Here is a 17903-nt window from a genome sequence, read left to right as displayed (position 1 = left end):
CGAGGAGGACTCTTTTTTATTAGGCTTGACTGGCTTTAGCGGCTTTTTTTTCCGCTTCTTTTTCAAGAACGATCGCATCGATTTCTTTTTTCAATTCTTCGACCATCGTTGCTTCCGGTACTTTACGGATGATTTCTCCGTGACGGAATAACAATCCTTCGTTACGTGCACCGGCAATTCCGATATCGGCTTCGCGGGCTTCACCAGGACCGTTAACGGCACAACCAAGAACAGCAACTTTGATGTTGACTTGAATTTTATCAATGTAATCTTCGATTTCTGCAGCAATGGCCATTAAATCGATTTCAATCCGTCCGCATGTCGGGCAAGAAATCAACGTTGCAGCGTTTGCCGCAAGACCAAATGATTTCAAGACTTCTTTTGCGACTTTTACTTCTTCTACCGGATCGGCAGAAAGGGAAACCCGGACCGTGTTACCGATACCACGTGATAGAATCGCACCGAGACCGGCGGCTGATTTTAGTGAACCTGTACGTAAAGGACCAGATTCCGTGATACCGACGTGCAATGGATAATCAAACGACTCAGAAGCGAGCTGATATGCTTCAAGTGCCAATTGAACATCAGAAGCTTTTAAAGAAACGATGATATCGTGGAAATCGAGATCCTCGAGAATCTTGATGTGATGTAATGCGCTTTCAACCATCCCACGAGCAGTTGGATAACCGTATTTTTCGAGAATATGTTTCTCGAGTGAACCGGCATTAACACCAATGCGAATCGGGATATTTTTGGCTTTTGCAGCCGTCACGACCGCTTCAACTTTTTCGCGACGTCCGATATTACCCGGATTGATCCGGATTTTATCAACACCCGCCTCGATGGCCATGAGAGCGAGTTTATAATTAAAGTGAATGTCTACGACAAGTGGAATGTTAATCCGGCTCTTGATTTCTGCAAGAGCAAGCGCATCACGTTCTTCCGGACAAGCGACACGGACGATTTGGCATCCCGCTTCTTCAAGACGTAAAATTTCAGCGACAGTCGCTTCGACGTCGTGTGTTTTTGTTGTCGTCATACTTTGAATGATGACTTCATTACTTCCACCAATGACAAGGTCCCCAACACGAACGGGACGAGTCTTAGAGCGATGGACCATTTTCGGCATATCGAAAATCTCCTTTTGCGGCATAACGCCAGATTGTTTATGACTACTTGTACTATCATATCGAACTATTCCCTAAAAATCGAGAAACAAGAACGAAAATTGAACATTTACAATTGTTTAACACGAATAAGGGAAAGTCAATCCGTCGTCGGACGGACGTTTTTTCCTTAAATGCAAGGATACATCTAATTTCAAGAAGACGGGCGGGACGTTTTTTTCTTCAGGCGAACAAGCAGGAGTGGTGTCAGCGAATAAATGACATGACCGATTATAATGAATGTCACTCCTGAAGTCTGATATCCGAATTGGTACAGGAAAACACCAATCGGGAAGGTCCAGACGTTTGCGGCGACGGTATAAGGAAACACTTGGCGAAACGCCCAGGGTCTTGGCAAAATCCACTGAATGAACCATCGATTCAGATAAGAGACGAATAAGAGATATAACAAGATGGCAATCGCAATGAAGATGAAATGCAGGGTGAACCAAATGATAAACGGAATCGACTGTTTCAGAAAAATGCTATCAATAATTGTCGACCACAAGGAAATCCATGCTAATCCACAAAAATAAAGGGAGACATCGGCAAGTCGAGTCTTTAAAAATCCACGGTTTGGAATTAAGGTAGTTTGTAAGTAATTAAGCAGTTGACTTAAAAAATGCAATGAAATCACTCTTTCTTCTGTTTTATAACAAGATTTAAATTGTTGAAAAACCTTTTGTTTAAAGGGGTATTCTGTATTGGTACAGATTAATAAAACCTTAACAATTGAATATGTGAAAATCTATTTACAAGTTCACCAGACCTTTACATAATAGGGGAGGTTGAAACAATGAATTCTTAACAACAAATCAATTCCACTTTTTATATGAGGAGATGACAAGATGAACTATGATTTACAGGAAATGATCTTCACCTTTATCGGTGGACTGGGTATTTTCCTATTCGGTATTAAGTATATGGGAGATGGTCTGCAAAAAACAGCGGGAGACCGTCTACGGTACATTTTAGATAAATATACCTCCAATCCGTTTCTCGGAATTTTGGCCGGTATCGTCGTTACGGTCTTGATTCAGTCGTCATCGGGAACGACCGTCATCGTCGTTGGTCTGGTCAGTGCCGGTTTGATGAACTTACGTCAAGCAATCGGTGTTGTCATGGGGGCAAACATCGGAACGACGATTACGGCCTTCATCATCGGCTTTAACGTTAAGGAAGCTGCACTTCCGGCGATTGCGCTGGGAGCGTTCCTGATTTTCTTCTTCAATAAAGAACGGATTCAATACATCGGTCAAATTTTCTTCGGGTTTGGAGCGCTCTTCTATGGGTTGACGCTCATGGGAGACGGAATGGCACCGCTTGAATCAAGCGAATGGTTCCGAGAACTGACAGTATCGATGTCAGATAGTCCTTTGCTGGGTGTATTTGTTGGAACCATTTTCACAATGTTAGTTCAATCCTCATCTGCGACAATCGGGATTTTGCAAGAATTATATGATGGCGGAATGATCGATATTAAGGCTGCGCTACCCGTCTTGTTCGGTGATAATATCGGAACAACGATTACGGCTGTTCTCGCGGCTCTCGGCGCTTCGATTGCGGCAAAACGGACAGCTGCGGCGCACGTCATCTTTAATATCGTCGGAACGATTTTGTTCTTGATTGCCTTACCTGTATTCTCGAGTTTCATCACCTGGATTACAGGAGCGCTTGATCTTGAACCGAAAATGCAAATTGCTTTTGCTCATGGTACATTTAATGTTGTCAACACGTTGATTCAATGCTGGTTCATCGCGCAAATCGCATGGCTTGTTCAAAAAGTCGTGCCGGGAACGGATACGACCGTCGATTCGAAACCACGCCACTTGGATCAAAACATCTTAAACCAGTCGTCGTCACTCGCATTGAATCAAGCAAAACTTGAAGTGTTACGAATGGGTGAATTCTCAAAAGAAGGGCTTGGGAAAGCGCACCGTTATACGCAATCACATGATAAAAAAGACGTCTCGGACGCCGGACAGATCGAATATGCAATTAACCATTTGAACACTGAAGTCACAAGTTATCTTGTTAAGGTCGCGGCACATGATTTATCCGAACGGGAATCAAACGATCACTCACTTCTCATGCACGCCGTCAACGATTTTGAACGGATTGGTGATCACGTCGAAAATGTCATCGAACTGGTTGACTTCCAAATCGTCAATCGGATTACGTTTACCGATAAGGCTAAAAAAGAATTGGATGAAATGTACATCTTGACGCAAAAAATCGTCGAAACAGCCATTAAAGCCGTTGAACTCGATGATGTTTCACTGGCACGTCAAGTGCTTGAGTTAGAAGGGAAACTGGATTCCCTTGAACGTTCATTCCGCAAACACCATGTCTTGCGTGTTAATGCAGGGGAGTGTACCGGTCAGGCCGGAATGATCTTCGTGGATCTGCTGTCGAACCTGGAACGGATCGGTGACCACGCCGTCAATATTACGGACCTGGTACTCGAGCAACGTTCAGGAACAGCCTGAATAGGTGAATGAAGCAAGAGGAATTTCTGAAAAGAAATTCCTCTTTGTTTTTGTGAGATAGTTTATTGACATTCGAGTTTGATTTTAGTAACCTTATATTAGTTGTTTCAAACCATCATGGCGGTGTAGCTCAGCTGGCTAGAGCGTACGGTTCATACCCGTGAGGTCGTGGGTTCGACTCCCTCCGCCGCTACTATTACTTAAGGACCCTTAGCTCAGCTGGTTAGAGCTGACGGCTCATAACCGTCCGGTCGCAGGTTCGAGTCCTGCAGGGTCCATTTTAGAACGCACACTCTTTTTTAAGAGTGTGCGTTTATTTTTGGTTGCTTGGGGAATATTAAAGATATTGTAATAATGTTCATACAATACTATTCATACTATGGCAATTTAAGGGAGAGCGAAGAGAGATGGAACGTAACCATACAATGATGCAGTTTTTTGAGTGGCATGTAGAAAATGATGGGAAGCATTGGCAGCGCTTAAAAGAGAGAGCGCCGGAACTGCGTGCTGCAGGCATCACATCTGTTTGGATTCCGCCAGCGTCAAAGGGACAATCAGATGAAGACACAGGGTATGGCATTTACGATGTCTATGATTTAGGAGAGTTTGATCAAAAAGGGACGGTCCGCACGAAGTACGGGACAAAAGACGAGCTAATCGAAGCCATTCAAGTCGCACACGAAAATGATATCGCGATTTATGCCGATGTCGTCATGAACCATAAAGCAGCAGCAGATGAACTCGAGACGATTAAAGTCGTTGAGGTCCATCCGGAAGACCGTTCGCAAGAAATTTCAGAAGAATTTGAAATTGATGCCTGGACGAAGTTTACGTTCCCCGGTCGAAACGGTAAATATTCGGATTTCATCTGGACACATGAATTTTTCAACGGTACGGATTTTGATGCCCGGGAAGAGAAAACGGGTGTCTTTAAGATTTCCGGTAAAAATAAAGACTGGAACGATCAAGTAGACAATGAATTCGGAAACTATGACTATTTGATGTTCGCTAACATTGATTACAACCATCCTGAAGTGCGTGAAGAGATGATTAACTGGGGAAACTGGTTTAAAGAGACAATCAATTGCCAAGGTTTCCGTTTGGACGCCATCAAACATATCAACTACGAATTCGTCAACGAGTTCGCAAAATCGATGATCGGAGATAATCCGGACGGTTTCTATATGGTCGGTGAGTTTTGGAAATCGGATTTAGATGATTGCCGTCAATTTTTAGACAGTGTTGATTATACAATCGATTTATTTGATGTGCCGCTCCATTATAAATTCCATGAAGCGTCGCAACAGGGACAAGAATTTGATTTAACGACATTATTTGCGGATACACTGGTTGAATCCCACCCGACGAACGCGGTGACATTCGTTGATAACCATGACTCGCAACCAGGTGAATCGCTCGAGTCGTGGATTGATGACTGGTTCAAACAACATGCCTATGCATCGGTACTCCTTCGTAAAGATGGTTATCCATGTGTCTTCTACGGTGATTATTATGGTATCCAAGGACCTCACCCGGTCGAAGGCAAAAAAGAAATGATCAATGCTTTACTGTATGCCCGTTACCATAAAGCATATGGCGAACAAGAAGATTACCTTGACGATCCACATTGTATCGGTTGGGTCCGTCGTGGTGTCGAAGAATTCCCGAACTCGGGATGCGCTGTTTTACTTTCGAATGCGGACATGTGCGAAAAACGAATGTTTGTCGGTGAGACGCGTGCCGGAGAAGAGTGGTTTGATTATACGAACCACCAAGAAGAACCGGTTGTGATCGATGAAGAGGGCTTCGGCGTTTTCCCGGTTCCAGGCGGCGGTGTCTCTGTATTTGCTCCGCGTGACGAACAGTAATTTTCGAGGGTCATTGCTTGCGCCTGACCAACTATTTTTGCTAGTCTTAAAGAGTACTGAAATTCCGAAAATAGGATAAAGGGGGACATGAAAATGTCAAAATTTGAATTACCAGAACTCGGCTACGCTTATGATGCGCTAGAGCCACATATCGATGCTCGTACGATGGAGATTCACCACTCTAAACACCACAACACGTATGTCACGAACGTCAATGCAGCACTTGAAGGGTCAGAGCACGAAGGAAAATCACTTGAAGAATTACTTCAAAACCTGGATTCACTTCCTGCAAACATTCAAACAGCTGTCCGTAACAACGGTGGCGGTCATTGGAACCATTCGTTCTTCTGGAAACTCTTGAAAAAGAACGATGGTGCAGCACCAACTGGTGAACTTGCTTCAGCAATCGACGAGTCATTCGGTTCGTTTGATGCGTTCAAAGATGAGTTCGCAAAAGCAGCTACAACACGTTTTGGTTCAGGTTGGGCTTGGCTCATCGTTGACGGCGGGAAATTATCAGTCGTTTCAACACCAAACCAAGACACACCAGTCATGGAAGGGAAAACGCCGATTCTCGGACTTGATGTTTGGGAACATGCGTATTACCTCAACTATCAAAACCGTCGTCCTGATTACATCAACGCCTTCTTTAATGTCGTTGACTGGGATCATGTGGCAAAACTTTACGCTGACGCAAAATAATTAGTATATCAAAACATCGATTTCCATTTCGGGAATCGATGTTTTTTAATGCGGAAAATGATGGGATAGGTTGTTATGGAAAGTTTCCTTCTATATAATGAAACAAGATGACTTTTTGAACGATAGGGGAGTACGCCATGGCGAAACGAATCACGGTGAAGGGAAAACGGCGGAATCATCTGCCACTTCGCCTTAACTTAATGTTTTTTGTAGTATTTTTATTGTTTGCGATTTTAATTTTCCGCTTAGGTGTCGTCCAGATTGTGAATGGTGAAAAGATTTCACGTGAAGTTCAAAAAACGGAAATGATTGCTTCGAAATACGAAGTTCCGCGTGGGAAGATTTATGACCGCGATGGCCGGTTGTTAGTCGATACGATCTCGAAATACTCGATTGTCTATCGTCGTTCCCAGAATACGAAAGTCGACGAACGGATTGAAATCGCTTCGCGTCTTGCGGCAATCATCAATCTTCCGAAAGACGATTGGAAAGTCACGGAACGTGACATGAAAGATTACTGGGTAGCTGTCAACAGTGAAGAATCAGATCGACGGTATAAGAAGGCAGTGGAAAAGCGTTATCCAAACGCTGAAGAACAGAACAAATTGTCAATTTCGGAGCAGGATCAAATTCGCCTCGATACGATTACGAAAAAAGATATCGATTTTGATGATAAGACGATGGAAATCATCGCCATCAAACACAACATGGAAGTCGGTTATGCCCTGGACCCGCAGCTCGTTAAATTAGGAGCGAATGCTAAAGAAATGGCGATTATCGATGAAAACCTTGAAGATCTAAAAGGAGTATCGGTTGAGCCGTTTTATGAACGCTCATATCCATATGAAGGAACGTTACGAAATATCTTCGGGAAGTACTCGAAAATTCCTGCAGAACAACAAGCGGAATTCAAGGCAAAAGGATACAGCCTGAACGACCGGGTCGGAACATCATTCCTCGAGCAACAGTATGAAGATCTGTTGCGCGGAAAACCGGCTTACGATGTCTATGAAACGTTTAACGGTGAACCGGTCGGTGAACCGAATCGTGAAGAAGGCGAATCCGGGAAAGATCTCGTCTTGACGGTTGATGCAGAATACAACAAACAAGTTGACCAGATCTTGCAGCAAGCCATCAAGATGGGGCGCGGCATGGGAAGCGGTTATCTTAAAGAAGGATACGCTGTTGTCATGAATCCGAAAACCGGAGAAATTTTGGCAATGTCCGGTCAGAAGCTTGACACTGCGACGAATAAATTCAGTGATGTTGCCATCAATAACGTGTTGACTTCTCTGCAAATCGGTTCAACGATTAAAGGGGCAACAGTTGCGATGGGGCTCGAAGAAGGAGTCATTCGTCAAAACGAGGTCATCAATGATGCGCCGATCACAATTGGTGGGACGAAAAAAGGATCGTACGTCAACATGGGACCGATTACGGACCTGACGGCACTCGAACGTTCGTCAAACGTCTACATGTTTAACATCGCGATGCGAATGGCGAAATACCCGAGTAACGGTGTCGCTGGCGCGAGCGTCGATGCGGCTGCAGCGATCATGCAGAATTATTACAGTCAATTTGGTCTCGGTGTAACAACAGGAATTGATCTTCCGTATGAAGCAAAAGGGGTACAAGGTACACCGGACCGCGTCACGCTCTTGATGGACCGCGTGATTGGTCAATATGATGCCTTTACACCACTTCAAGTTGCGCAGTATGTTTCGACACTCGCGAATGGCGGGTACCGTGTACAACCGCACTTCTTAAAAGAAGTGTTGGCTTCAAACTCGATTGAAGACGAAACGAAGAAAGTTGATTACAGTTTTAAAACAAACTATTTAAACCGGATTGAAGTCAGTCAAGCGAATATTGATCATGTCCGTGAAGGATTCCATCGTGTTGTCAAAGGAGAACGCGGGACTGCGAAAATCATTGCCCAAACCGGCATCGATGCGGCAGCGAAAACAGGAACGGCGCAGGTCAGTGTTTACGGCGAAGACGGAATTGCACTTCGGGATGGAAGTGGACAACCGGTTCGCTCGTTGAACTCGAACTTAGTCGGCTGGGCGCCATACGACAATCCAGAGATGGCATGGGCCGTGTTCCTTCCATATATGGAGCAGGAAACCGTCAACTCGAAAATTGGTCATGATTTAGTGAAGGCATACTTTAATGTGAAAGATGTTCCATGGCAAACTAAGCCAAATTAACTAGTAAAGCGAAGATGAGGAAACTCATCTTCGCTTTTTTTTGTATGGATTGACCTGTTTTTCTAATGAAGTTGAGTTTGTAAACGCAGAAACACACGCCTTTACAATTCTTTTACGTTGGATTCATTTTGGTTTAATAGTTCATCGGTAGTATAAGTCTTGTAAGGAAAACGGATATAAAGTCGTAGCGTTACCAGCGACATACTTCGAGGAGGAAAATTAATCATGTCTTGGATGAAAAAAACAGCTCTTATCACAACGGTAGCGTCAATCGCAGTAGTCGGTGCGGCATGCGGAAATGACAAAGGCGGCTCTTCAAGTTCTTCAGATCTTTCAGGAAAGATCGCAATTGATGGATCTTCAACAGTCTTCCCAATCATGGAAGCAGTCGGTGAAGAGTATTCAATCGAACAACCAGACGTCGATGTCACGGTCGGAGTATCAGGTACAGGCGGCGGATTCAAACGTTTTGTTGTTGGTGAAACAGACCTTTCAAATGCATCACGTGAAATTAAAGAAGAAGAAGCAGCGGAAGCTGAAAAAAATAGTGTGGAATATACGAAATTAGCGCTTGCTTACGACGGATTAACAGTCGCAATCAGCAAAGAGAACACATGGGTCAAAGAAATGACACTCGACCAGTTAGAAAAAATTTGGTTAGACCCGAATGTGAAGACATGGAAAGACGTGGATGCTTCTTATCCAGCAGAACCAATCAAATTCTTCAGCCCGGGTAAAGATTCAGGAACATTTGATTTCTTCTCAGAAAAAGTTCTTGAGAAAAAAGATATGCGTAAAGATGTTCAACTTTCAGAAGATGATAACGTCCTCGTTAAAGGGGTCGAAGGAACAAAAGGTGCGATTGGTTACTTCGGTTATGCCTACTACGCGGAAAACAAAGATAAGTTAAAAGAAGTGCCGCTTGTAGCTGAAGGAAAAGACGCAGTTGATCCGACACCGGAAACAATCAAAGATCTTTCTTATCCGCTTTCACGTGAGATCTACACGTACGTCAACAACAAATCATTAAAAGACAAAAAACAAGTGGCGGACTTCGTTAAATTCACAAATGAAAATGCAGGTGACTTATCAGAAGAAGTCGGTTATATCAAAATGCCGCAAGATCGTTACGATGAAAATACAAAAGCCATTGAAGATGCAATGAAATAACCATCATTACACAAGGACGGCCCGAAAAAAGGGAGATTTCCCTTTTTTGGGGTCCCGTTCTTATGTAGGTATGATGAAGTAGGGAGCGAAGAAGGGTGAATCCATCATCAAACAAATCGGTTCGCGAGCTGATCCAAAAGAACCGACAACAAAAATTCAGTATGAAAAACATCATGGAACGTTTTATGCCGATCGTACTATTTCTCTGTGCGTTCGTTTCAGTCGTTACGACCATCGGCATCATTCTCACGTTAGTTATTGAAACAGAACACTTCTTTGAAGTCGTCTCGTTCAAAGAATTCTTCGGCAGTACAAGCTGGTACCCGCTGAACTCTCAACCGGAGTATGGAATTTGGCCGCTGGTCGTCGGAACCCTTGAAATTACCGTGATTGCGATGCTGGTTGCCGTGCCGATCGGACTCACTTCTGCGATTTATTTAAGTGAGTATGCATCAGAACGCGCCCGTCGTGTTCTCAAACCGATTCTTGAAGTATTAGCCGGCGTTCCGACAATCGTTTTCGGATTTTTCGCCTTAACGTTTGTTACACCGTTACTTGTTAAATTAATTCCGGGTCTTGCGATTTATAATGCGTTAAGTCCGGGGATTGTTGTCGGAATCATGATCATTCCGATGATTGCCTCGATTTCAGAGGATGCAATGAGCTCAGTTCCGAAAAAAATTCGGGACGGCGCATTGGCACTGGGTTCAACACGTCTTGAAGTCGCTTTAAAAGTGGTTGTTCCGGCTGCACTTTCCGGAATCATCGCTTCCATCGTTCTTGGTATGTCACGCGCAATCGGTGAAACAATGATCGTGACGATTGCCGGGGGATCAAACCCTACGGCTGCAGTTAATCCGTTGGAGCCGGTTCAGACGATGACGGCTTATATCGTTCAGGTTGCCCTTGGTGACGCAGGATATGGAACGATTGAATATTACAGTATCTACGCTGTCGGTACGTTGTTGTTCGTCTTTACTCTTTTGATGAACTTACTCGCGAACTGGATCACGCGTCGTTTCAGAGAGGAGTATTAAGATGGCCTTACCAGAAAAACAACCTGTACAAAAAAAATTTATTGATCCTGTTGCTGTGAAAAAATCAATCAGCCAACGTCTTGTCGTCAATAATGTCACGAAAATCATTTTCCTGATCGGACTGTTATTCGGTTTAGTCGTGCTTGGTATTCTTCTGTTTGGCGTCGTTCGCGACGGGGCAGCCTGGTTATCACTCGACTTTCTTCAAAATTCACCTTCACGCCGACCGGATCGTGCCGGGATTTATCCTGCGTTGATGGGCTCAATCTTCTTAATGCTCTTGATTATTCCGATGATTTTCATCCTGGGTGTCGGAGCTGCGATCTATTTAGAAGAGTATGCGAAAAAAGGACGGATGACTTCTTTCATCGAAGTCAACATCTCAAACTTAGCCGGTGTTCCGTCAATCGTTTTCGGATTACTCGGACTTACGTTTTTTGTTCGTAACATGGGCTTCGGATCGACCTTGATTGCCGGAGCACTCACGCTTGCGCTGATGAGTTTACCGGTCGTCATCGTGTCATCGCAAGAAGCGATTCGCGCCGTACCACAGGCAATGCGTCATGCCTCTCTAGCACTGGGTGCTTCGAAATGGCAGACGACATTCAAAGTTGTCTTACCCGCATCCCTTCCAGGGGTCATCACAGGAATCATCCTTGCCGTTTCACGGGCAATTGGAGAAACAGCACCGCTCATCATGGTCGGAGCAGCTATCTTCATCGCACGGGCGCCGGAAGGTATTTTCTCAGAGTTTACGGCCTTACCGATTCAAATCTACAACTGGACAAGCCGTCCGCAAGCTGACTTCCAAGGTCTTGCTGCTGCCGGAATCATCGTCCTGATGGTCATCCTCTTAACGATGAACTCACTTGCGATTTGGATTCGAAACCGTTTTTCAAAACGATACTAATCAACTGGATATAACGAATTACGTTCTGAATCACTAAGGAGGAACACAGATGATGGATACGAAGCTGACGACGAAACCAGCCAAAGAAGGGGTAAAAACAATGAATCAACCAGTAGCTGCGCGACAAAGTGTATACCGTGTAAATGATTTGAACCTATGGTACGGTGATGATCATGCTTTAAAAGATGTCAATCTTGATATTAAACAAAATGAAGTAACGGCAATCATCGGACCGTCAGGATGCGGAAAGTCGACATTCATCAAGACCTTGAACCGAATGGTCGAACTCGTTCCGATCGTACGGACGAATGGTGTCATTGAATACCATGGTCGTAATATCTTCGATAAGGATTATGAAGTCGAAGAATTACGGACATCGGTTGGAATGGTCTTTCAGCAACCAAACCCATTCCCGAAATCGATTTATGACAATATCGCTTATGGACCACGTGTTCATGGGGTGAAGAACAAAAAAATCTTGGATGAAATCGTTGAACGAAGCTTACGCGGAGCAGCGATTTGGGACGAAGTCAAGGACCGTTTGAACGAGAACGCTTACGGACTGTCAGGCGGACAACAACAACGTCTCTGCATCGCCCGTTGCCTGGCAATCGAGCCGGACGTCATCCTGATGGATGAACCGACATCCGCTCTCGACCCAATCTCGACGCTAAAAGTTGAAGAATTGGTACAGGAATTAAAAAAAGATTACTCGATCATCATCGTGACGCATAACATGCAACAAGCAGCACGTGTCTCTGATAAAACAGCTTTCTTCTTGAACGGTGAAGTCGTTGAATTCGATCAGACGGATCGAATTTTCTCAAATCCGAGTGACAAACGGACAGAAGACTATATCTCAGGACGATTCGGATAACGAGGAGGAACTTTTCAATGGCAGCAAATCGGACGATTTTTGGAGAAAACCTGGCAGTACTCGATCAAAAAGTATTTTTGTTAGCCCGGAAGACAATGCAACAGATTGCAACAACAGCGGAAGCACTCGAAAAGTATGACCGTGAGATTGCTCTTAAAGTCATCGAAAATGATAATGAGCTCGATGCACTCGAACTTGAAATCAACGACGATGCGATTTTACTGATCGCGAAACAACAACCGGTCGCGACTGATTTACGACGGTTGGTGACGGCAATGAAGATTGCGACGGATTTAGAGCGGATTGCTGACTACGCGGGAAATATCTCGAAAGCCGTTTTACGTGTCGAGACGTTCCCTTACGTGATTGACATCTCGTTATTAAAAGAAGCATTCGAAACATTACTGGATATGACGGAGACGGCAATCGTCGCGTATCGTGATGGCGATATTGAAAAAGCGAAGGCGCTGTCCGATCTCGATAACATCATTGATGACACGACCTATAAAGCGTTGCGCCAGTATATGCGGCATATGTCCCTGCAACCGGTTGTAGTGGATGAAATCATGCAATTCACAAATATTTGCCGGTATATCGAACGAATGGGCGACCATTTAACGAACGTAGGTGAGCATTTGATTTACATGGCAAAAGGAAAACACTATGATTTAAATAGCTAAGTACAGTAGGCTAGAGGGAAATCCTCAGCCTACTTTTTTTGTAAAGGATTTTGAAACAAGTTTGTAGAATAAGAAAGAAGTGAATAAAGAGAAAGAGGTGATAGGTAATGCTTGAAAAAATCATAAAATTAAAAGAACAAGGACTAACCATTAAACAAATTGCAGAAAAAGTGGAATCGACAGAAGGTAAGGTTAAATATGCCTGGAGTAAATACCGAAAGTCGCTAACGGAAAATAAAACAGTTTTAACGGAATCAGCTGCGGTCACCAAACCTAATAAGAAGAAGGCAGGCGTAACCGTGAGTGCTCCGAAACAAAACGAAATCGTACCGGCATTGACAGCAATCCCTTCATTGGAGCGAGATGCATTTGGAATGGCGACTCATTACGAAGACGACATCATCCATGCGATCGTCCAATCTCCGACATCTGTCTATGTTTACTGGGAATTGTCTGAATTGTCTCGAAAGATGCTTGAGACACATTACCACGCATCATTCGATTCATTCCGAAAAGAAATGCGGATCATTGATGTGACGTTACGTGATTACGAAAAAGGTGAAGCGAATCGTACGTATCAATTTGAATTGCCGGAAATGACGAATACATGGTTTGTCCGTCCGTTGATGCCGAACACTACATACATCATCGAATGGGGTATTCAAACCATCGACGGAGATTTTCTTCCTGTCCTCCGCTCAAAACCAATCGAGACACCACGAGACGAGCCTGTCGTAGATGGACGTTTTGCAGAGGTTGTTGCTCATTGGCAATATGGAGAACTGGAACAACCGGAATGGGTCGAAGTCTTGCGTCCGTATTCCTATTTTGATCGCGTTCGCTGAAGATAACAGATAGAAAGCAGAAGGAGAGGAAGAACAGACATGCGCAAAGGTTATTTTTCATTAGTGTTACATGCCCATTTACCATATATCCGACATCGGGAAGCCAATCGTCTAGAAGAAAGATGGATGTACGAAGCCATCTCCGAAACGTATATTCCATTATTGTGGGAAATCGATCGCTTGGAGCGTCCGCTTGGTTGGACGATCAGTATCTCGCCACCCGTCATTGAGATGTTAGCAGATTCACTCATCCAAGATCGTTACGTGGAGCACCTGGACGATACGTTACGATTGATTGAACAGGAGTTACAACGCGATTTAGGGAACGAGGAACGTGATGCCTTGCTTTTCTATAAAGAACGGTACCACGACTTAAAAGTAACGTTTGAGCATTGGGGCCGGAACTTAAACAGCGCCTTCCGTCATTATAAAGAACAAGGGTATCTTGAGTTGATGACGTGTACCGCGACACACGGATTCAGTCCGCACATGTTGTCGGAACAAGCAGCACGGTCTGAAATCCAAACCGGATTAAACTGTTTCGAACGCCATTACGGCTATCGTCCGACGGGTCTGTGGATGCCGGAATGTGCGTATACGCCAGGTCTTGATAAGATCATGTACGAAGAAGGAATCCGGTATACGTTCGTTGACGAACATTCTATCCTGAATGCGGATCCTGCCCCGAAACACGGGATTGGTGCACCTGTCTATTCGCCGCATGGTGTTGCATTGTTCCCGCGTGATCAAATCATCTCGGGCCGGATTTGGAGTTCGGTCATCGGTTATCCTGGGCATCCGGATTACCGTGAGTTTTACCGCGACCTTGCATATGACCGCGAATGGGATCAAATCGCCGAATTCATGCATCCAGAAGGACTTCGTTACGATACAGGATTAAAACTTCACCGGGTGACGGGCGAGTCGGATCAAAAAGAATATTATGTCCGGGATTGGGCTTGGAAACGGACAGATGTCCATGCGACTGATTTTGCGGAAGCACTTGCCAACCATTTAGATGAGCAGAGCGCACAAGATTTTCCACCATTCCTCGTGACGGCACCGTTCGATGCTGAGTTATTTGGACATTGGTGGTTCGAAGGGCCGGACTTCCTCGGAAAAACGATGGAACGATTCGAAGATTACGGGATTGAGTCGATTTCTCCGGCGATGTTTTTGGAACGTCACTTCCAGGATATCGAAACGGTTCACATTGCGATGGGAACGTGGGGACGCAAAGGTTATGCGGATGTCTGGATCAATGAACGCAACGATTGGATGATCCGTCACTTGCACCAACTTGAAAAACGTTTGGCAGGCGTCGTTGCCCGGAATCGTCATCAGGATGAATTGACGGTGAAAGCCAAACGTCAGTTGATTCGCGAATATCTGCTTGCCGTCTCGAGTGACTGGCCGTTTATTCTCGATGGACAGACAACGGCACAATATGCAGCGAACCGGTTCCGTGAACATATTAAACGATTTGAAGAAACGGAACGTCGTCTCGATGCGCAGGAGCTGACGCTTGATTGGCTAGAAGAGCGGTATGCAGAATATCCGTTCCTCGCTGATACCGACATTGAACCGGATGTCTTCCTGACTCCGCATGATTATTATGTGGCCGTTCAACGTGAGGCATCGTGGAACAGCGAAGCTATTTTACTTGTGACGACCCAATACGATGATTCAAACCGTCCCGTTGCAGAATATGCGAAACGATTAGCCGCATCAGGTGAAAATGTTTATGTCATTACATCAGGGACAGCCGGTTATCAGCATCAAGACGGCGTGCATGTCTATCAGGTCGAGGTCAATGGTCTACCGCTCGTTCAGACGTATAATCAATTGGCCGGCTTAAATCTGGCAGTCTTGCGTCAAGCACAGGCATTGAATAAAATCGTCGAGTTCCGACTTGTTCATAACTTTAATATGGAGACGGCTTCAGCGGCTCAATCCTTTGCTGAAATGAACGGCTTACCACTTGTCAGCAACGTGTATGACTTGGAAAGCGAACGTTCTCCGTCAGGAACAGGTGGGCTTGTCGTAGCAATCAAGCGACTCGAAGGAGAAGCGTTACGTCATTCAGACGTCATTTATCTCGAGCGAGAAGAAGCAAGAAACGGGATCGAACATGATTATCATGTCGCAAAAGAACTGCGTACATTCCAGGTGGACCTTGAAAATCCATACCAGCATGTAATGAATCCAAAAAAGAACGGATGAACAGTTGCAATTCACTTCCTTTCTTGGTACGATACTTGAGTATGCTTAACCTTATGTAAAGCAAAAATACTTGATACATCGAGAGCTAGATAGGAGGGAATCCCATGCGCGTTAAAATTACTTTGGCTTGCACTGAAACTGGTGACCGTACTTATATCACTAAGAAGAACAAGCGTAACAACCCAGAGCGTCTTGAGTTGAAGAAATACAACCCACGTCTCCGTAAGCACACACTTCACCGTGAAGTAAAATAATTGAGATGGAAGCCGTCACCTTGTGTGATGGCTTTTTTGTTGAATAAGGGGGATTCGCAAGATGGAAAAACGGGAAATTCGGCGATTTATTACAGATCAGTTAAATCAGTTAGAGCATCGTGAACAAAAAGAACAGCAGATTTATGATCATTTGTTTGCTTTACCGGAGTGGAAAATTGCTCAATCCATTGCCATCACACTTTCCTTTCGCAACGAATGTGCGACAGAGCCGATTATTTTGAAGGCCTGGGAACTGGGGAAACAGGTTGTCATTCCGAAAGTCATGCACCAGGAGATGCGATTTTTTGAATACTTACCGAACAGCCCATTGATAGAAACAAAGATGGGCATTCGGGAACCGGATGACCAGGCGGTAGAGAGGTCTTTGAGTGCAGTGGACCTTTGCATCGTTCCGGGACGGGCGTTCACACGTCAAGGCTACCGTGTAGGGTGGGGAGGCGGTTTTTATGATCGGGTATTAGCCGATTACCATGGCCATACGTTAGCGGTTGCGTTTGAGCGTCAACTGGTTTCTGCGTTCGAAGTGGAACCCTTCGATCAACCGGTTCAGCAGATTGTAACCGAGTCTGAGGTCGTTGTATGCCAGTAATCTACGGTATTTTATTTTGTTTTTTCCTAGGCTATATCGGATACCGGCTGCGTTTGCTGACCATCAGCGGCAGTATTTGGACGCTTGTCGTCGGGGCGCTTGTCCTGTCCGGATTCGGTTACCCCGGGCTTCTGATGTTATTGCTCTTTTTTGGCAGTTCCAGTCTGTTGTCGAAACTTGGGAAACGAAGAAAACAGTCGGTGAATCAAATCGTCGAAAAAGACGGACCGCGTGACGGCTGGCAGGTTCTTGCGAACGGAGGGATCGCAGCGTTGGCTTCGATGGGATTTCTCTGGACAGAACACACATCGTTTCTTGTCTTATTTTTGATCGTGCTGGCTGCGTCAAATGCCGACACATGGGCTTCTGAAATTGGTCCTTTGTCAAAAAAAAATCCTTTTCTCTTAACGGGACGGCGTGTACCGGCTGGAACGAGCGGCGCAATTTCAATCCTTGGGACGACCGCAACGATTGTCGGCGCCTTGTTCATAGCGACAGCAGGCGATCTACTGTTCGACTTATCGACGGACATCTGGTTGTTGGTGACGTTAGGCGGCATCATAGGAAGTTTGTTTGATACATTGTTCGGCGGGACGGTCCAGCGGAAATTTCGATGTGTGGTTTGCCTCAAAGAAACAGAAAAACGTCTTCACCACAATCAACCGACTCTTTATGTAAAGGGATGGAAATGGCTTGGGAATGACGGAGTCAACTTTTTGTCGAGTACGTTAGCCGGAATGTTTGGTTTTATTGTGTATCGAATGTGGTAAGTGGAAATGGAAGATGTCACTTTTCCTTATGTTAGGATATTATTGACACAAATTAGACAAGATGTGAACGGTTTCATAAATACCTAAACTTT

Annotated in this window: 16 protein-coding genes and 2 tRNA genes; 16 read left to right on the top strand and 2 right to left on the bottom strand. The window is 44.8% G+C overall.

Annotation, left to right across the window (positions count from 1 at the left end; translation table 11 throughout):
- Positions 1-19: 19 nt before the first annotated feature.
- Positions 20-1129, bottom strand: coding sequence for a flavodoxin-dependent (E)-4-hydroxy-3-methylbut-2-enyl-diphosphate synthase (gene ispG, locus KNP93_RS06765; protein ID WP_214854048.1), 1110 nt, complete (start codon positions 1127-1129; stop codon positions 20-22).
- Between the two features lie 191 nt (positions 1130-1320).
- The gene (locus KNP93_RS06760) at positions 1321-1674 is read right to left on the bottom strand and encodes an autophagy-related protein 27 (RefSeq protein WP_251138683.1); all 354 of its coding nucleotides are present in this window, start codon (positions 1672-1674) and stop codon (positions 1321-1323) included.
- A 340-nt stretch (positions 1675-2014) separates the two neighbouring features.
- Between KNP93_RS06760 and KNP93_RS06755 the strand changes: the two genes are divergently transcribed.
- The 16 genes from KNP93_RS06755 (at position 2015) to KNP93_RS06680 (ending at position 17811) form a co-directional block, all read left to right on the top strand.
- Positions 2015-3655, top strand: a complete 1641-nt coding sequence (locus KNP93_RS06755) for a Na/Pi cotransporter family protein (protein ID WP_131503168.1) — start codon at positions 2015-2017, stop codon at positions 3653-3655.
- Between the two features lie 119 nt (positions 3656-3774).
- Positions 3775-3848, top strand: a tRNA-Met gene (locus KNP93_RS06750).
- Positions 3849-3859: 11 nt separating this feature from the next.
- Positions 3860-3933, top strand: a tRNA-Ile gene (locus KNP93_RS06745).
- Positions 3934-4062: 129 nt separating this feature from the next.
- Positions 4063-5523 carry an alpha-amylase gene (locus KNP93_RS06740; protein WP_131503167.1) on the top strand — a complete coding sequence of 487 codons (1461 nt, stop codon included), beginning with the start codon at positions 4063-4065 and terminating at the stop codon, positions 5521-5523.
- Between the two features lie 93 nt (positions 5524-5616).
- The gene (locus KNP93_RS06735; protein ID WP_131973194.1) at positions 5617-6225 is read left to right on the top strand and encodes a superoxide dismutase; all 609 of its coding nucleotides are present in this window, start codon (positions 5617-5619) and stop codon (positions 6223-6225) included.
- Positions 6226-6362: 137 nt separating this feature from the next.
- Complete coding sequence (locus KNP93_RS06730; RefSeq protein WP_131503165.1) at positions 6363-8435, top strand: peptidoglycan D,D-transpeptidase FtsI family protein; 2073 nt, start codon at positions 6363-6365, stop codon at positions 8433-8435.
- 225 nt (positions 8436-8660) lie between these two features.
- Positions 8661-9605, top strand: coding sequence for a PstS family phosphate ABC transporter substrate-binding protein (locus KNP93_RS06725; protein WP_131503164.1), 945 nt, complete (start codon positions 8661-8663; stop codon positions 9603-9605).
- A gap of 95 nt (positions 9606-9700) precedes the next feature.
- The gene (pstC, locus tag KNP93_RS06720; RefSeq protein ID WP_131503163.1) at positions 9701-10642 is read left to right on the top strand and encodes a phosphate ABC transporter permease subunit PstC; all 942 of its coding nucleotides are present in this window, start codon (positions 9701-9703) and stop codon (positions 10640-10642) included.
- A gap of 1 nt (position 10643) precedes the next feature.
- Positions 10644-11552 (top strand): phosphate ABC transporter permease PstA, encoded by a 909-nt coding sequence (gene pstA, locus KNP93_RS06715; RefSeq protein WP_131503162.1) that lies wholly within the window; start codon positions 10644-10646, stop codon positions 11550-11552.
- Between the two features lie 100 nt (positions 11553-11652).
- Positions 11653-12429, top strand: coding sequence for a phosphate ABC transporter ATP-binding protein PstB (pstB, locus tag KNP93_RS06710; RefSeq protein WP_051524104.1), 777 nt, complete (start codon positions 11653-11655; stop codon positions 12427-12429).
- Positions 12430-12446: 17 nt separating this feature from the next.
- On the top strand, positions 12447-13109 hold the full coding sequence (phoU, locus tag KNP93_RS06705; RefSeq protein WP_114596376.1) for a phosphate signaling complex protein PhoU: 663 nt from the start codon (positions 12447-12449) through the stop codon (positions 13107-13109).
- A 107-nt stretch (positions 13110-13216) separates the two neighbouring features.
- Positions 13217-13954, top strand: a complete 738-nt coding sequence (locus tag KNP93_RS06700) for a DUF4912 domain-containing protein (protein WP_131973193.1) — start codon at positions 13217-13219, stop codon at positions 13952-13954.
- Between the two features lie 39 nt (positions 13955-13993).
- Entirely contained in the window at positions 13994-16177 is a 2184-nt protein-coding gene (locus KNP93_RS06695; protein ID WP_131973192.1) for a 1,4-alpha-glucan branching protein domain-containing protein, read from the top strand.
- A 104-nt stretch (positions 16178-16281) separates the two neighbouring features.
- On the top strand, positions 16282-16431 hold the full coding sequence (gene rpmG / locus KNP93_RS06690; RefSeq protein WP_012369771.1) for a 50S ribosomal protein L33: 150 nt from the start codon (positions 16282-16284) through the stop codon (positions 16429-16431).
- A gap of 61 nt (positions 16432-16492) precedes the next feature.
- Positions 16493-17041, top strand: coding sequence for a 5-formyltetrahydrofolate cyclo-ligase (locus KNP93_RS06685; RefSeq protein WP_214854044.1), 549 nt, complete (start codon positions 16493-16495; stop codon positions 17039-17041).
- Complete coding sequence (locus tag KNP93_RS06680) at positions 17032-17811, top strand: DUF92 domain-containing protein (RefSeq protein WP_131973190.1); 780 nt, start codon at positions 17032-17034, stop codon at positions 17809-17811. Before KNP93_RS06685 ends, KNP93_RS06680 begins: the two co-directional genes overlap by 10 nt.
- The last annotated feature ends 92 nt before the right edge of the window (positions 17812-17903 follow it).

This window comes from Exiguobacterium sp. s166 (genome assembly GCF_018618855.1).
In the GTDB taxonomy this organism is placed as follows: domain Bacteria; phylum Bacillota; class Bacilli; order Exiguobacteriales; family Exiguobacteriaceae; genus Exiguobacterium_A.
The sequence above is the reverse complement of the archived record's forward strand: the minus strand, read 5'-3'. Positions and strand labels throughout refer to the sequence as shown.

What these genes read in the sequence shown, in the direction of transcription:
- ispG (WP_214854048.1), bottom strand. Translation starts at nt 1,129, where the DNA reads ATGCCGAAAATGGTCCATCGCTCTAAGACTCGTCCCGTTCGTGTTGGG.
- KNP93_RS06755 (WP_131503168.1), top strand. Translation starts at nt 2,015, where the DNA reads ATGAACTATGATTTACAGGAAATGATCTTCACCTTTATCGGTGGACTG.
- KNP93_RS06740 (WP_131503167.1), top strand. Translation starts at nt 4,063, where the DNA reads ATGGAACGTAACCATACAATGATGCAGTTTTTTGAGTGGCATGTAGAA.
- KNP93_RS06735 (WP_131973194.1), top strand. Translation starts at nt 5,617, where the DNA reads ATGTCAAAATTTGAATTACCAGAACTCGGCTACGCTTATGATGCGCTA.
- KNP93_RS06730 (WP_131503165.1), top strand. Translation starts at nt 6,363, where the DNA reads ATGGCGAAACGAATCACGGTGAAGGGAAAACGGCGGAATCATCTGCCA.
- KNP93_RS06725 (WP_131503164.1), top strand. Translation starts at nt 8,661, where the DNA reads ATGTCTTGGATGAAAAAAACAGCTCTTATCACAACGGTAGCGTCAATC.
- pstA (WP_131503162.1), top strand. Translation starts at nt 10,644, where the DNA reads ATGGCCTTACCAGAAAAACAACCTGTACAAAAAAAATTTATTGATCCT.
- pstB (WP_051524104.1), top strand. Translation starts at nt 11,653, where the DNA reads ATGAATCAACCAGTAGCTGCGCGACAAAGTGTATACCGTGTAAATGAT.
- phoU (WP_114596376.1), top strand. Translation starts at nt 12,447, where the DNA reads ATGGCAGCAAATCGGACGATTTTTGGAGAAAACCTGGCAGTACTCGAT.
- KNP93_RS06700 (WP_131973193.1), top strand. Translation starts at nt 13,217, where the DNA reads ATGCTTGAAAAAATCATAAAATTAAAAGAACAAGGACTAACCATTAAA.
- KNP93_RS06695 (WP_131973192.1), top strand. Translation starts at nt 13,994, where the DNA reads ATGCGCAAAGGTTATTTTTCATTAGTGTTACATGCCCATTTACCATAT.
- rpmG (WP_012369771.1), top strand. Translation starts at nt 16,282, where the DNA reads ATGCGCGTTAAAATTACTTTGGCTTGCACTGAAACTGGTGACCGTACT.
- KNP93_RS06685 (WP_214854044.1), top strand. Translation starts at nt 16,493, where the DNA reads ATGGAAAAACGGGAAATTCGGCGATTTATTACAGATCAGTTAAATCAG.
- KNP93_RS06680 (WP_131973190.1), top strand. Translation starts at nt 17,032, where the DNA reads ATGCCAGTAATCTACGGTATTTTATTTTGTTTTTTCCTAGGCTATATC.